This window comes from Streptomyces sp. NPDC020807 (assembly GCF_040641575.1).
Classification (GTDB): Bacteria; Actinomycetota; Actinomycetes; order Streptomycetales; family Streptomycetaceae; genus Streptomyces.
Genome location: NZ_JBFADU010000027.1, coordinates 1 through 13639 on the forward strand (window position 1 = coordinate 1; position 13639 = coordinate 13639).

A 13639-nucleotide genomic window follows, 5' to 3' on the forward strand; every position below is an offset into this window, starting at 1 on the left:
GGGGCGGGGGGGGGGGCGGGGCCCCCCCCCGGGGGGGGGGGGCGGGCCGCTGCGCGGGGCCTTCACCCCACCCCGCCCCTTCCCGAAACCGGGGCTCCGCCCCGGGCCCCGGTCCCCGCGCGCCGGGCGCGGCCCCCGACCCCGCGCCTCAAGCGCCGGCCAGGCTGGGGCGCCGGGGCTTCGCCCAGCCCCCCGGTCCGCAGACGCCCGACGGGCTGACGCGTTCGGAGCCGCCGGCGGGGCTGGGGGTCCGTGGCTTCGCCCAGGCCCCCGGTCCGCAGACGCCCGACGGGCTGATGCATTCCGGGGCTCCGCCCCCGACCCCGCGCCCCAAGCGCCGACCCGGCTGGAGTGCCGGGGCTTCGCCCAGCCCCCCGGTCCGCAGACGCCCGACAGGCTGACGCGTTCGGGGCCGCCGGCGGGGCTGGATTTTCCGCCCGCAGGGCGGGAAATCCGAGCCCGCCCGGCGCTTGAGGGCGCGGCCGCAGGCCGTACGGGGGTCCGGGGGTGTGCCCCCGGTTTCGGGAAGGGGCGGGGTGGGGTGAAGGCCCGCCGCAGGCGTCCCCTGCCCGCGCGGCCCGGACCGCCCCGCCCCGGAACCCCCGTCCGGCTCAGGACCCCGCGCCCTGCCGGAACCGCGTCGTCCGGTGGACCGGGTCCGTGTCGATCTTCGGGATCACGTGCTCGCCGATCAGCTTGATCGAGTTCATCGTGTCCTCGTACGAGATCCCGATCGGGATGCCGAAGGAGAGCTGGTCCGCGCCCGCCTGCTCCCAGCGCTTGCACTGCGCGAGGACCTCCGACGGGTCGCCGCAGATCATCAGTTCCTCCTGGATGAGGAGTTCGATGATCTCGGCCGAGTACTCGGGGAGCAGCTCGGGCCACTCCGGGATGCCCTCGGGCCGCGGGAAGGTGTCGTGGTAGCGGAAGAGGAGGGACTGGAGGTAGTTCAGTCCGCCGCCGACCGCGATCTCGACGGCCTTCTCGTGCGTCTCCGCGCAGATCGCCGTCGACGTCACCATGACGTTGTCGTTGACGAAGTCGCCGACCGCCTTGGCCTCCTTGATCGCCGACTTGTAGGACTCCAGGACCCACTCCATGTCGGAGACCTTCTGCACGCTGAAGCCGAGGACGCCGAGTCCCTTCTTGCCGGCCATGGCGTACGAGGACGGGGACCCGGCCGCGTACCACATGGCGGGGTGGGACTTCCCGTACGGCTTGGGGAGGATCTTGCGCGGCGGCAGGGACCAGTGCTTGCCCTGGAAGCCGACGTACTCCTCCTGGAGCCACATCTTGGGGAACTCGGCGATCGTCTCCTCCCAGATCTCCTTCGTGTGGTTCATGTCGGTGATGCCCGGCATGAACCCGAGGATCTCGTGGGAGCCGGCGCCGCGTCCGGAGCCGAACTCGAAGCGTCCGCCGGAGAGGTGGTCGAGCATGGCGACCTTCTCGGCCACCTTCACCGGGTGGTTGACGGGGGCGAGGGGGTTGAAGATGCCGGAGCCGAGGTGGATGCGCTCGGTGGCGTGGGCGAGGTAGCCGAGGTACACGTCGTTGGCCGAGATGTGCGAGTACTCGTCCAGGAAGTGGTGCTCGGAGGCCCAGGCGTACTTGAACCCGGACTTGTCCGCCTGGATGACGTACTCGGTCTCCTCCATGAGGGCCTTGTGCTCGGCTTCGGGATCGGTCTCGGCGCGCTTGCCGACGTATCCCTGTACGAAGATCCCGAATTCCAAGGGGGTTCACCGTCCTCGTCGTATCTGACGTTCCGTCAGATTTCTGGTGGCTCGACTGTTGCACCGCGAAGCGATCGCGGTCAATACCCGGTGGTCCACTACCTGACGCACCGTCAGGGATGCTCAGAGGAGTTTGACGCCCGCCATCCAGCCGCCGTCGATGACGAACGGCTGGCCCGTGATGTACGCCGAGTCCTCCCCCGTCAGGAACAGCGCGAGCGCGGCCACCTCCTCCGGCCGCCCGATCCTCCCCAGCGGCACGAGCCCGCGGTACAGCTCCGCCGTGGCCGCCGGGTCGACGCCCTCCGGGTTGCTCATGGGGGTGTCGATCGCGCCGGGGCAGACCGCGTTCACCCGGATCCCCTTCGCCGCCAGTTCCAGCGCCGCCACCCGGGTCAGCCCGAGCACCGCGTGCTTGCTGGCCGCGTACGCGCCGACCCCGGCCATGCCGGTGACGCCCGTGTACGAGGCGGTGTTGACGATCGTCCCGCCGCCGGCCGCCGCGATCTCGGGCGCCACCGTGCGGATGCCGAGGAAGCAGCCGGTCTGGTTGACCGAGACGATCGCCTGGAACTCCTCCAGGGGCGTGGAGAGCAGCTCGTTGAAGCGGAGGATGCCCGCGTTGTTGACGAGCCCGTCGATCTTCCCGAACCGTTCCTTCGCCGCGGCCACCGCCGCCGCCCACTCCCCCTCGCTGGTCACGTCGAGGTGGACGTAGGCCGCCCGCCCCTCCCCCAGCTCCTTCGCGAGCGCCTCGCCCGCGTCGTCGAGGACGTCCGCGAGGACGACCTTCGCCCCCTCGGCGGCGAAGAGCCGCGCTTCCTGCTCGCCCTGCCCGCGCGCCGCACCGGTGACGAGGACGACCCGTCCGTCGAGCTTGCCCATGTCCGTACCCCTGTTCCCGTCACGAGAGGTGAGGGGCGACCTCCGTGCCGAAGGCCGCCATCTGGTCGATGAGTTCGGCACGGCTCCGGGAGCGGAACCGCACCTGGATCTGGTGGACGCCCATCTCCCCGTACGCGCGCAGCGAGGCGGCGAGCTCCTCGGGGGCGCCGTGCAGCGTGCGGCGGCCGACCTCCCAGCCGGGGGCGCCGACGTACAGGGCCTCGGTGATGGCGCCGACGGTGATCGGCGCGGCGATCCCGGCCTCGGCGCGGAGCCGCAGCAGCTTCTGGATCTGCGCGGCGAGCCTGTCGCGCGGGTCGCCCTGCGGGAGCCAGCCGTCGCCCTTGAGCGCGGCCCGGCGCACGGCGGCCGGCGAGGAGCCGCCGACCCAGAGCGGCACCCGCTCCTGCGCGGGCCGGGGCAGCTGGCCCAGGTCCTTGAAGGCGAACCGCTCGCCCAGGTGCTCGGGGTACTCCTCCGGCCCGAGCGCCGCCCGGAGGGCGTCCATGGTCTCGTCGAGGACGGCGCCCCTGCGGGCGAAGTCCACGCCGAGCGTCTCGAACTCCTCCTGGACGTGCCCGGCGCCGACACCGAGGACCAGGCGGCCCCCGGAGAGGTGGTCGAGGGTCGCGTAGGCCTTGGCGGTGACGAGCGGGTGCCGGAGTCCGACGACGGCGACGTGGGAGAGGAGCCGGACGCGCTCGGTGGCGGCGGCGAGGAAGGAGAGGGTGGCGACCGGGTCGTACCAGACGGTGCTCATGCCGGCGGCGAGCCGGCGCGGGATGGCGACGTGGTCGCAGCCGGCGATGTAGTCGAACCCGTGCTCCTCGGCGGCCCGCGCGACGGCGAGCAGGTCGGCGGGCCCGGCGTCCGCCTCCCAGGGTTCGGCGTAGAGGACGGACTGCGACTGGACCGGCAGCTGCATTCCGTAGACCACCATGAGGAACCCCCTTGAGCTGACGAGTCGTCAGGTATGAGCGGACGGGGCCATGCTCGTACCTGACGGCTCATCAGACAAGGGTCGGGCGCCCACCGGCGCCGGGGAGTTACGGCACCCAGAGGCCCTCCGGGCTCAGCCCCAGAAGGTCGATCGCGTTGCCCCGCACGATCCGGTCGACGACGTCCGGCGCCAGGTGGCCCATCTGCGCCTCGCCGACCTCGCGCGACTTGGGCCAGGTGGAGTCGGAGTGCGGGTAGTCCGTCTCGTAGAGGACGTTCCCGGCGCCGATCGCGTCCAGGTTCCTCAGCCCGAAGGCGTCGTCGAAGAAGCAGCCGAAGACGTGCTCGGCGAAGAGCTCGGACGGCGGGCGGGTGACCTTGTCGGCGACGCCGCCCCAGGCCCTGTTCTCCTCCCAGACGACGTCCGCGCGCTCCAGGATGTACGGGATCCAGCCGATCTGGCCCTCCGCGTACATGATCCGCAGGTTCGGGAAGCGCTCGAACTTGCCGCTCATCAGCCAGTCGACCATCGAGAAGCAGCAGTTCGCGAAGGTGATGGTGGAGCCGACCGCCGGCGGGGCGTCCGCCGAGGTCGACGGCATGCGGCTGGACGAGCCGATGTGCATGGCGATGACCGTGCCGGTCTCGTCGCACGCGCGGAAGAAGGGGTCCCAGTGGTCGGTGTGGACGGAGGGGAGCCCGAGGTGCGGCGGTATCTCCGAGAAGGCCACCGCCCGCACCCCGCGCGCCGCGTTCCTGCGGACCTCGGCGGCGGCGAGCTCCGGGTCCCAGAGCGGGATGAGGGTGAGCGGGATGAGCCGCCCGTGCGCCTCGGGGCCGCACCACTCCTCGACCATCCAGTCGTTGTAGGCGCGGACGCAGAGGAGGCCGAGCTCGCGGTCGCCCGCCTCGGTGAAGGTCTGCCCGCAGAAGCGCGGGAAGGTGGGGAAGCAGAGGGCCGACTGGACGTGGTTGACGTCCATGTCGGCGAGCCGGTCGGGGACGGAGTGCGAGCCGGGGCGCATCTGCTCGTAGGTGATGACCTCGAGCCTGATCTCGTCGCGGTCGTAGCCGACGGCGGTGTCGAGGCGGGTGAGGGGGCGGTGCAGGTCCTCGTAGACCCACCAGTCGCCGATGGGGCCGTCGTCGCCCTTCGCGCCCATGACCGGGGCGAACTTGCCGCCGAGGAAGGTCATCTCCTTGAGGGGGGCGCGGACGATCCGGGGGCCGGTGTCGCGGAAGCGGGACGGGAGCCGGTCCCGCCAGACGTGCGGGGGCTCCACGGTGTGGTCGTCCACCGAGATGATCTTCGGGAAGCTCTCCATGGTCTCCATGGCCTTCACGGTAGCGTTGATCTGACGGCCCGTCAGCTGTCGGACCGCACAAGACCCGTCCCGCACGGGCTCTCCGGACGCGCCCCCCGGGTCGCTCCCGGACGACCCCATGCTGACGGCGCCCCTCCGGACAAGGCAGACTGTGAGGGGCGAAACCAGCGGTACGGGCAGGGGGAGCTATGGACCGTGAGGACGGGCCGCGAGTTCCGGCACAGCGGACTCCGGAGGCGGGGAAGAACGCCGACGCGAGCATGGACACGAGTACCCGCACGCGTACGGACACGGGCACGGGCGCGCCCGCCGACGGCACCGCCCCGGGCGACGGGCTCCGCTTCGGCGTGCTCGGACCCGTCCGCGCCTGGCGCGGCGACGAGGCCCTGCCCACCGGGTCGCCCCAGCAGCGCGCCCTCCTCGCCGCCCTGCTCCTGCGCGGCGGACGCACCGCCACCGCCTCCGAGCTGATCGACGCCCTCTGGGGCGAGGAGCCCCCCTCGCAGGCCCTCGCGGCCGTACGGACGTACGCGTCCCGGCTCCGCAAGGCGCTCGACCCGAAGGTCCTCGTCAGCGAGTCCGGCGGCTACGCCCTGCGCACCAAGGCCCTCGACCTCCTCACCGCCCAGGACCTCGCCGCCGAGGCCGAGCGGCTGCGGGCCGCCGGCGACCGGGCGGGCGCCCGGACCCGGCTCGCCGAGGCCCTCGCCCTGTGGGACGGCGAGGTCCTCGCCTCCGTACCCGGGCCGTACGCCGAGGCGCAGCGGGTCCGCCTGGAGGAGTGGCGGCTCACGCTCCTCGAAACCCGCCTGGACATCGACCTGGAGGTCGGCGCGCACGCGGAGGCCGTCTCCGAGCTGACCGCCTTCACCGCCGCGCACCCGCTGCGCGAGCGGCTCCGCGAGCTGCTCATGCTCGCGCTCTACCGGGCCGGCCGGCAGGCCGAGGCCCTCGCGGTGTACGCCGACACCCGCAGGCTCCTCGCCGACGAGCTCGGCGTCGACCCGAACCCCGAGCTCTCCCGGCTGCAGCAGCGCATCCTCCAGGGCGACGCCGAACTGGCCCGCCCCGTCGAGGAGCCCGAGACCCCGGCCGCCGCACCCGCCGCACGCCCCGCCCAACTCCCGGCGACCGTGCCCGACTTCACCGGCCGCGCCGCCTTCGTACGGGAGCTGGGCGCACGCCTCGCGACCGCCGAGGGGCACGTCATGGCCGTGTCGGCGCTCGCCGGCATCGGCGGCGTCGGCAAGACGACGCTCGCCGTGCACGTGGCGCACGAGGCCCGGCCGCACTTCCCGGACGGCCAGCTTTACGTGGACCTCCAGGGCGCGGGCAACCGCGCCGCCTCGCCCGAGACCGTCCTCGGCTCCTTCCTCCGCGCCCTCGGCACGCCGGACTCGGCGATCCCGGACGCCCTGGAGGACCGGGCCGCGCTGTACCGCTCGACGCTCGACGGCCGCCGGGTCCTCGTCCTCCTCGACAACGCGCGGGACGCGGCCCAGATCCGCCCGCTGCTGCCCGGCACGGCCGGCTGCGCGGCGCTGGTGACGAGCCGGATCCGGATGGTGGACCTGGCGGGCGCGCACCTCGTCGACCTGGACGTGATGTCGCCGGAGGAGGCGCTCCAGCTCTTCACCCGGATCGTCGGCGAGGAACGGGTGCGGTCCGAGCGGGAGGCGGCCCTCGACGTGGTCGCGGCCTGCGGTTTCCTGCCCCTCGCGATCCGCATCGCGGCCTCGCGGCTCGCGGCGCGCCGCACCTGGACGGTGTCCGTTCTCGCCGCGAAGCTCGCCGACGAGCGGCGCCGCCTCGACGAGCTCCAGGCGGGCGACCTCGCGGTCAAGGCGACCTTCGAACTCGGCTACGGGCAGCTGGAGCCGGCGCAGGCCCGCGCCTTCCGCCTCCTCGGCCTCGCGGACGGCCCGGACATCTCGCTCGCGGCGGCCGCCGCGATGCTCGACCTGCCGCTGTGGGACACGGAGGACCTCCTGGAGGCGCTGGTCGACACCTCCCTCGTCGAGTCGGCGGCGCCCGGCCGCTACCGGTACCACGACCTGGTCCGGCTGTACGCGCGCGCGTGCGTGGACCGCGACGAGCAGCCCCCGTCGGAGAAGGAGGCGGCGCTCTCCCGCCTCCTGGACTTCTACCTGTCGACGGCGGCGCGGGTGTACGCGATCGAGCGCCCCGGCGACCGCCTCGTGGACCACCTGGAGCCGACGGCGCACGAGGGCCTGTCCTTCACCGACCGCCACGAGGCCCAGGACTGGCTGTACGCCGAGGCGAACTGCCTCCTGGCGGCCGTCCGCCAGTCGGCGGCCTCCCCCGCGACCCTGCGGCGGGGCGTCGACCTGCTGTGGGCCTCGCTCGACCTCGGCGAGTCGGGGGCGAACTCGCGGGAGTTCGAGGCGACGGGCGCCGTCGTCCGCGACGCCGCGCGCACCCACCGGGACCCCAGGGCCGAGGGGCGGGCGCTGATGGTGCTCGCCGGCGTCCACCACACGGCGGGCCGCTTCAAGGAGGCCGACCGCGACGCCGAGCTCGCCCTGCCGGTCGCGAACCGCGCCGACGACCCGGTGCCCGCCTGCTGGTCGGCCAACGCCCGGGGCATCATCGCGCTCTACCAGAACCGGTACGAGGAGGGCGAGGAGTACCTCACCGAGGCGATCGAGCGGTTCCGCGGGATCGGGGACGAGCCCGGCGAGGCGAGCGCGCTCTGCAACCTCTCCCGCATCCACCTGGCCATGGGCCGCACGTCGAGCGCCATAGCCCTGGCCCGCCAGGGCACGGCGATCTACGACGCGATGGGGCACGCACTGCGGGGCGCCAACGGGCGGTACGCGCTCGGCCTCGCCCTCACCCAGGACAACCAGCTCGCGGCGGCCTCGGAGCAGCTCCGGGAGGCCCTCGCGGTCTTCGCCGACAGCCGGCAGCGGCTGTGGGAGGGGATGACCCTCTTCCGGCTCAGCGAGGTCGACCTCGCGGCCCGCCGGCACGCCCAGGCGGCGGCGAACGCGGAGATGGCCCTGACGGTCCTGCGGGGCATCGGCGGCGAGTGGCGCCGGGGCAACGTCCTCACGGTCCTCGGCCGCGCGCTCTTCGGCATCGGCCAGACCGGCCGCGCGCTGGTCTGCTGGCAGGAGGCGCTGGGCATCTTCGAGGAGCTCGACGCCCCGGAGGCGGCGGAGGTACGGGCCCTGCTCTCACCGGCGACGGCCGCGTAGCGGGAGCCCGGGGGCCGGGGGCCGGGGGGGGCCTGGGGCCGGGGGGCCTGGGGGGCCTGAAACCCCTCTGACCAGCACGTTCATCGTTCGTTTATCGCCGCTCGGCATGCTTCTTCCATGACGACGAGCCGCCGCGTCGGGGGGCAGGCGGATCGCCGGATGCGGGCCAATGCCTCCTGAGTACTAGGGTGATCGGCCCCGGAGATTCGTCCAGCCGTCCACGGGGGAACAGTTGGGCGAATCTCCTCACATCTCGGACATCACACGCAGGAGTTGACGAGCATGACCGACCCGATCAAGCAGGACCCGATCATCACCACCAAGGACATGCACGCCACCTCCGAGCCGGCGCTCGACACCATCACCGGCAAGATCACGGGCGGCGCGGACGAGTCCATCACCACGAAGGACATGCACGCCACGTCGGAGCCGGCGGTCGACGCGATCACCGAGAAGATCACCGGTGGCCACGAGGACGAGTCCCTCACCACGATGGACATGCACGCCACCACCGAGCCGGCCAAGTAGCCGGCACCCACGGACCAGTACCGACGGGGAGAGGCCGCGGCGGCGCCATCGGGGGAGCCGCCGGGGCCGAACGGGGGGAGGCGGTCCGGTCGACGGGGGAGCACACGGGGTCGGGGGACGCCGACGGGGACCGGGGGGAATCCGTCAGGTACGACCCGTGCGCGACGCGACACGGACCACCGCGAAGGGGGCCGGGCAGCTGCCCGGCCCCCTTCGGCACACCCGCCCGGCCGATCAGCTCTCCGGGCTGAGGAACTCCAGCCGGTTGCCGTGGCAGTCGGCCACGTAGAAGCGCCGGTACCCCGGGAAGTTGCCGTCCCAGGTGACCTCGACCCCGCGCCCGGTCAGCCGCTCGGCGAGCGCGTCGAGTTCGGCGACGAGTATGCCGGGGTGGCCCTTGAGGACCGGGCGGAAGTCCTCCTCCACACCGAGGTGGATCTCCAGCGCGTCGGACCGCACCCACAGTCCGCCGCGGGCGGCGAGCACCGGGGGCTTCCGGATCTCCGTCATGCCGAGCACGTCCACGTAGAACCGCCGGCACACCTCCTCCTCGCCCACGGGCAGGCTCAGCTGCACGTGGTGCAGGCCGAGCCCGAAGGGCGAGGTCGCCTCCGTGGTGTCGTAGGCCAAGACGTTCGTCGCGTTCATACGGACCGATCCCTTCCCTGCTCCATGCGGAGAGGCGAGGATAAGCGGAGAGGCGCGGACAGCCGACCCCTCACCTGCCGCCCCTACCTGCCGCCCCGCGCCCACCGCCCCGCTCAGGCGCCCTCCGCGCACTCCGCGCCGACGGGGGCGACCTGCCCCGCCGTGACGTGGGCGGTCCAGCCGGGGACGGCCGACGCGGGTTCGCGCTTCGCGTAGCGGGTGTAGCCGTCCCCGTACGCGGGATCGGGGCTGTAGCCGACGACGTACGCCTCGCCGGGGACGAGGACGGGGTAGAGCGGATCGTGGCTCGTGTACCGCCCCCGGGCGTCGACCCCCACGCCCTGACCGAGGGTGAGGGAGGCCGGGACCTCGCCCTTGAGGGGGGTGAGGACGCGGAGCCGGACGCGCTGGATCCCGCCGGAACCCCCGTCGGCGTCCGCCTCGAAACCGGTGGCCTCCTCCACGGTGACGTACGCGAGGTGGCTCATCGCGGCCGGTACGTACGCGTCCCGCGAGAGGTCCGGCAGGCAGAGGGCGTGCACGGGGCCGCGCGCGGTCGCGGGGTCGTCGGTGAAGGCCCGCGCCGCCGCCCACGTGGTGGCGCCGAGGACGAGCGCCCCGGCGAGGACGAGACCGGCGGTCCGCCGCGGACTCGTGGTCATGGCCGTCATCTCCACAGCTTGCGGTAGTTCGCCTCGTCGCGCCGCGTCGGCTCCGTAGGCGGGTTGTCGACGACCTCCGTCCACATCACGGAGGCCCAGGTGTCAGGCTTGTGGCACATCCCGAGGGCGTGGCCGAGCTCGTGGACGGCGACGTGACGGCGGGACTGCTTGTCCTTGTAACGCCCGTCGAGGTAGTAGGAGTTCAGGTAGATGTAGTCCACCCCCGGCTTGCCCTGCCAGTACCCGCCGTGCCCGTCGGCCTTCGAGTAGTCCCGCCACTCCAGGTCGTTGACGTTCCCGGCCCCGTCGGCGGCGATCGTCACCAGCCCCAGGGACCACGCTTTGTTGGCCCAGGTCAGGGCGTCGTTGTACTTGCTGTCGTCCTCCCAGCGCAGCTCCCCGCCGTCCACGCTGGAGTCCCCGCGCGTCTCGGACTCCCCCGCGACGCACGGCGCGGGATCCACGGCCGCCCGGGCGTGGGGGCTCAGCAGCAGTCCCCACGCCAGCACGACAGCCGCCGCGAGCGACCCACCTGCCCGCATGGACGACTCCTCGCACGATCCGGTACCGGGCCTCGGAGCCTAGCCACGGGTCCGGGTCGCGGAGCGGCCGATACGCCGGGCCTCATCCGGACGGGCGAGCGCCCGCCGGGAAACGGGCCACCAAGCGCGCCCCGCGCGCCGCGTCCTCGATCGTGAGCGTGCCGCCGTGGTGCGTGGCGATGTCCCGGGCGATCGGCAGGCCCAGGCCCGCGCCGCCCGAGGCGCGGGTGCGGGAGGCGTCGAGCCGGGTGAAGCGGTCGAAGACGCGGGCGCGGTCGGCCGGCGGGATGCCGGGGCCGTCGTCCGTGACCGTCAGCTCCACGGCGGAGCCCCGGGTCGTGACGGTCACCCCGACCCCCGTCTCCGCGTGACGGCACGCGTTCGCCAGGAGGTTGCGGAGCAGTCGCTCCAGGCGGGTCGCGTTGCCGTGGACGAGGGCCGGGGCGGGAGCCTCGCAGGTGAGGAGGAGACCGGTCGCGTCCGGCAGGTGCTGGTGCTCGCGCACCAGGTCCTCGGCGAGCGCCGCCAGGTCGACGGGTTCCCCGGCCGTCGCGGTCGACCGGTGGCGCTGGTGCCGGACGGGGCGCGGGTCGCGGCGAGCAACAGCCTCGCCCCGCACCTGACGGACCGGGCGACGGTGCACCTGGTCGCGGACGGGGTCCTCGACCGGCGCCCGGCGGTGGAGTGGCTGGTGGCGGACCGGGCGGAGGCGTGGCCGGCGGGTGCGGTCGGGCGGGTGCTGCGGCAGGCGTCCGACCGGGCCGGGTGGCGGGTGGTGCGGGAGGAGGCGGGGGTCGTGGTGCTGGCGCGACGGGCGGGTCAGACGGGCTGAATCCGCACGTGGGGCGGGCAGAGCTTGGTCATGTCGTCCACGTCGGAGGTGAACACGGTCACGTGTCCCCTCTCGCGCCCCGCGATCACCGCGAGCGCCGCGTCGATGGCGTACTTGTGGCCGTGGAGGCCGGTGCTGCGCAGCAGTTCGATGGCGTCATTCGCGACATCCTCCGTGACGGGAACGACCACGACACGGGAGAGCATCCATTTCCATGAAGCCATGGGGATCTTGTCGTGGTGCGCCTCGATCAGCGTCATGGAGCTCGTCATGACGCGGGCGCCACCTTGGTGTGCCCTGTCGAGGCGGGCGTGGGTCAGGCGGTCGCGCGCCGCCGCCCTGGACAGGCCCTCGCTGTCCAGGACGTAACAGATGTTGGTCACGCGGCTTCGGCCTGTCGCTCCGCAGGGGTGGGGGCCTCCGGGAGGGCGGCCTCGGCGCGCTCCCGGATCTCGCGGGCTTCCCGCTCACGGTGCCACCGCTCGTTCTCACGGAACTCCGCGTCTGCGGCGGCCCGCTCCTCGTCCGTGAGTGGCCCGTTCTCCTCCACCATCCAGGCCACCAGCTCCCCCAGCCGGTCCTGCTCCCGCTGCCGCTGTATGGCCTGCGTGACGTACGCGCTGAATTCGCCGGGTCCGACCTTCGCGCGGATCTCCTCGGCCAGTTCCTCGGGAAGCGTCACGGTGTACTTCTTCGTTGCCATACCGCTTACCATACCATCGGTGGAGTGATCCACATCACAAGGCTAGCGGCCCCGCAACTCCCCCTTCACCACCTTCCCGCTCGCGTTCCGAGGCAGCTCGTCCACGAACTCGACCTGCCTCGGCACCTTGTAGTTGGCCATCTCCCGCCGCGACCAGGCGATCAGGTCGTCCGCCGTGACCCGCGCCCCGGGACGCCGTACCGCGAACGCCTTGCCGACCTCGCCGAGTCTCGGGTCGGGGATGCCGATGACGGCGACGTCGGCGATGTCCGGGTGGAGGCCGAGGAGCTGTTCGATCTCGGCGGGGTACGCGTTGAAGCCGCCGACGATGAACATGTCCTTCAGGCGGTCGGTGATCCGGAGGTTGCCCGAGGCGTCGAGGACGCCGATGTCGCCGGTGCGGAGCCAGCCGTCGGCGTCGATCGCCTCGGCCGTCGCCGCCTCGTCCTCGAAGTAGCCGCGCATGACGTTGTGGCCCCGGACCAGGACCTCGCCCGTCTCCGAGAGGCGGACCTCCGTGCCGGGGATCGGGCGGCCGGAGGTGAGGGAGATCGTCTCGTCGCCGTCGTCGCGGCGGCACATGGTGACGATGCCGCTCGCCTCGGAGAGGCCGTACGCGGTGAGGACCGTGCCGACGCCGAGTTCCGTGCGGAGGCGTTCGACGAGCTTGAGGGGGACGACGGCCGCGCCGGTGACGACGAGGCGGAGGGTGGAGAGGTCGTGGGCCGCGCGGGAGGGGTGGTCGAGGAGCGACTGGTGGAGGGTGGGCGGGCCGGGGAGGACGGAGATGCGCTCGGCGGCGATGTTGGCGAGGACGGTGTCCACGGTGAAGACGGGCTGCGGGACGATCACCGCGCCGCGCATGAGGCTCGCGAGGATGCCGGCCTTGTAGCCGAAGGTGTGGAAGAAGGGGTTCACGACGAGGTAGCGGTCGCCCTCGCGCAGCCCCGCGAGGTCCGACCAGATCTCGTAGCAGCGCAGGCTCTGCGCGTGGCCGATGACGGCGCCCTTGGGGTGTCCGGTGGTGCCCGAGGTGTAGATGACGTCGGAGGGGTCGCCGGGGTCGATGGCGTCGGCGCGGGCGCGGACGCGGACGGCCGGGACCCGGTCGCCGGTGGCGAGGAAGGCCTTCCAGGTCGTCCAGCCCGCCTCGTCGGGCGCGGTGTCCCCGAGGACCACCACCCTTTCCAGGTCGGGGAGTTCGACGCCGGAGCGGCGCAGGGACGCCACGTACGAGGTACCGAGGAAGGTGCCGGTGACGAAGAGCAGGCGGGCGCGGGAGCGCTGGAGCACGTACGCGGCCTCGGTGCCCTTGAAGCGGGTGTTGAGGGGGACGAGGACGGCCCCGGCGGTGACCGCGCCGAGCGCCGAGACGATCCAGTCGAGGGTGTTGGGGGCCCAGATCGCGACCCGGTCCCCCGCCCGTATCCCGGTGGCGACGCAGGCTGCGGCCGCCCGCTCGACCCGTTCGCCGAGCTCCGCGTACGAGACGCGGGTGCGGCCGTCGACGACGGCCTCCCGCTCCCCGAACCGCTCGGCCGCCGCCCGTACGAGTCCGGGGATCGTGCCCCACTCCAGGTCGCCGCGCATGACCGCACCCACCACCCTCCCTGTAGCG

General features: G+C 73.2%; 14 protein-coding genes. 3 read left to right on the plus strand and 11 right to left on the minus strand.

Translation table 11 applies throughout. From position 1 onward, the window contains the following. Nucleotides 1-611 precede the first annotated feature (611 nt). The 4 genes from AB0G79_RS28220 to AB0G79_RS28235 all read right to left on the minus strand — a co-directional run bounded on the left by AB0G79_RS28220 (nucleotide 612) and on the right by AB0G79_RS28235 (nucleotide 4885). Nucleotides 612-1736 carry an LLM class flavin-dependent oxidoreductase gene (locus AB0G79_RS28220; RefSeq protein ID WP_360811261.1) on the minus strand — a complete coding sequence of 375 codons (1125 nt, stop codon included), beginning with the start codon at nucleotides 1734-1736 and terminating at the stop codon, nucleotides 612-614. Between the two features lie 123 nt (nucleotides 1737-1859). Beyond that, on the minus strand, nucleotides 1860-2621 hold the full coding sequence (locus AB0G79_RS28225) for a glucose 1-dehydrogenase (RefSeq protein WP_360811263.1): 762 nt from the start codon (nucleotides 2619-2621) through the stop codon (nucleotides 1860-1862). Between the two features lie 19 nt (nucleotides 2622-2640). Further along, nucleotides 2641-3561: a TIGR03619 family F420-dependent LLM class oxidoreductase gene (locus AB0G79_RS28230; RefSeq protein WP_360811265.1), complete on the minus strand. Its 921-nt coding sequence runs from the start codon at nucleotides 3559-3561 to the stop codon at nucleotides 2641-2643. Between the two features lie 106 nt (nucleotides 3562-3667). Next, on the minus strand, nucleotides 3668-4885 hold the full coding sequence (locus AB0G79_RS28235) for an amidohydrolase family protein (RefSeq protein ID WP_360811437.1): 1218 nt from the start codon (nucleotides 4883-4885) through the stop codon (nucleotides 3668-3670). 188 nt (nucleotides 4886-5073) lie between these two features. Here AB0G79_RS28235 and AB0G79_RS28240 point away from each other — a divergent pair, with 188 nt between their 5' ends. Then, nucleotides 5074-8106 carry a BTAD domain-containing putative transcriptional regulator gene (locus tag AB0G79_RS28240; protein WP_360811267.1) on the plus strand — a complete coding sequence of 1011 codons (3033 nt, stop codon included), beginning with the start codon at nucleotides 5074-5076 and terminating at the stop codon, nucleotides 8104-8106. A 282-nt stretch (nucleotides 8107-8388) separates the two neighbouring features. Further along, entirely contained in the window at nucleotides 8389-8634 is a 246-nt protein-coding gene (locus AB0G79_RS28245; protein ID WP_360811269.1) for a hypothetical protein, read from the plus strand. 234 nt (nucleotides 8635-8868) lie between these two features. On the opposite strand, the gene AB0G79_RS28250 is transcribed toward AB0G79_RS28245, so the two are convergent. From AB0G79_RS28250 to AB0G79_RS28265, 4 genes are all read right to left on the minus strand, one after another. Further along, nucleotides 8869-9282: a VOC family protein gene (locus tag AB0G79_RS28250; protein WP_360811271.1), complete on the minus strand. Its 414-nt coding sequence runs from the start codon at nucleotides 9280-9282 to the stop codon at nucleotides 8869-8871. A gap of 113 nt (nucleotides 9283-9395) precedes the next feature. Next, the gene (locus tag AB0G79_RS28255) at nucleotides 9396-9944 is read right to left on the minus strand and encodes a hypothetical protein (protein ID WP_360811273.1); all 549 of its coding nucleotides are present in this window, start codon (nucleotides 9942-9944) and stop codon (nucleotides 9396-9398) included. A gap of 5 nt (nucleotides 9945-9949) precedes the next feature. Continuing rightward, complete coding sequence (locus AB0G79_RS28260; RefSeq protein WP_360811275.1) at nucleotides 9950-10486, minus strand: matrixin family metalloprotease; 537 nt, start codon at nucleotides 10484-10486, stop codon at nucleotides 9950-9952. 82 nt (nucleotides 10487-10568) lie between these two features. Beyond that, nucleotides 10569-10991, minus strand: coding sequence for an ATP-binding protein (locus tag AB0G79_RS28265; RefSeq protein WP_360811277.1), 423 nt, complete (start codon nucleotides 10989-10991; stop codon nucleotides 10569-10571). Here AB0G79_RS28265 and AB0G79_RS28270 point away from each other — a divergent pair. Continuing rightward, a complete protein-coding gene (locus AB0G79_RS28270) occupies nucleotides 10980-11318 on the plus strand; it encodes a DUF2079 domain-containing protein (protein WP_360811279.1) in 339 nt (112 codons plus the stop codon). The genes AB0G79_RS28265 and AB0G79_RS28270 overlap by 12 nt on opposite strands. Here the strand turns inward: AB0G79_RS28270 and AB0G79_RS28275 are convergent. The 3 genes from AB0G79_RS28275 to AB0G79_RS28285 are packed head-to-tail and all read right to left on the minus strand — an operon-like array spanning nucleotide 11306 to nucleotide 13611. Next, nucleotides 11306-11701, minus strand: a complete 396-nt coding sequence (locus AB0G79_RS28275) for a hypothetical protein (RefSeq protein WP_360811281.1) — start codon at nucleotides 11699-11701, stop codon at nucleotides 11306-11308. The genes AB0G79_RS28270 and AB0G79_RS28275 overlap by 13 nt on opposite strands. Next, nucleotides 11698-12021, minus strand: coding sequence for a hypothetical protein (locus AB0G79_RS28280; RefSeq protein ID WP_360811283.1), 324 nt, complete (start codon nucleotides 12019-12021; stop codon nucleotides 11698-11700). Before AB0G79_RS28280 ends, AB0G79_RS28275 begins: the two co-directional genes overlap by 4 nt. A 42-nt stretch (nucleotides 12022-12063) precedes the next feature. Beyond that, nucleotides 12064-13611: a FadD3 family acyl-CoA ligase gene (locus AB0G79_RS28285; RefSeq protein WP_360811285.1), complete on the minus strand. Its 1548-nt coding sequence runs from the start codon at nucleotides 13609-13611 to the stop codon at nucleotides 12064-12066. Nucleotides 13612-13639 lie beyond the last annotated feature (28 nt).

Coding starts and splice junctions, on each gene's coding strand:
- AB0G79_RS28235 (WP_360811437.1), bottom strand. CDS start 4,885: ATGGAGAGCTTCCCGAAGATCATCTCGGTGGACGACCACACCGTGGAG.
- AB0G79_RS28250 (WP_360811271.1), bottom strand. CDS start 9,282: ATGAACGCGACGAACGTCTTGGCCTACGACACCACGGAGGCGACCTCG.
- AB0G79_RS28245 (WP_360811269.1), top strand. CDS start 8,389: ATGACCGACCCGATCAAGCAGGACCCGATCATCACCACCAAGGACATG.
- AB0G79_RS28255 (WP_360811273.1), bottom strand. CDS start 9,944: ATGACCACGAGTCCGCGGCGGACCGCCGGTCTCGTCCTCGCCGGGGCG.
- AB0G79_RS28225 (WP_360811263.1), bottom strand. CDS start 2,621: ATGGGCAAGCTCGACGGACGGGTCGTCCTCGTCACCGGTGCGGCGCGC.
- AB0G79_RS28260 (WP_360811275.1), bottom strand. CDS start 10,486: ATGCGGGCAGGTGGGTCGCTCGCGGCGGCTGTCGTGCTGGCGTGGGGA.
- AB0G79_RS28230 (WP_360811265.1), bottom strand. CDS start 3,561: ATGGTGGTCTACGGAATGCAGCTGCCGGTCCAGTCGCAGTCCGTCCTC.
- AB0G79_RS28280 (WP_360811283.1), bottom strand. CDS start 12,021: ATGGCAACGAAGAAGTACACCGTGACGCTTCCCGAGGAACTGGCCGAG.
- AB0G79_RS28240 (WP_360811267.1), top strand. CDS start 5,074: ATGGACCGTGAGGACGGGCCGCGAGTTCCGGCACAGCGGACTCCGGAG.
- AB0G79_RS28285 (WP_360811285.1), bottom strand. CDS start 13,611: ATGCGCGGCGACCTGGAGTGGGGCACGATCCCCGGACTCGTACGGGCG.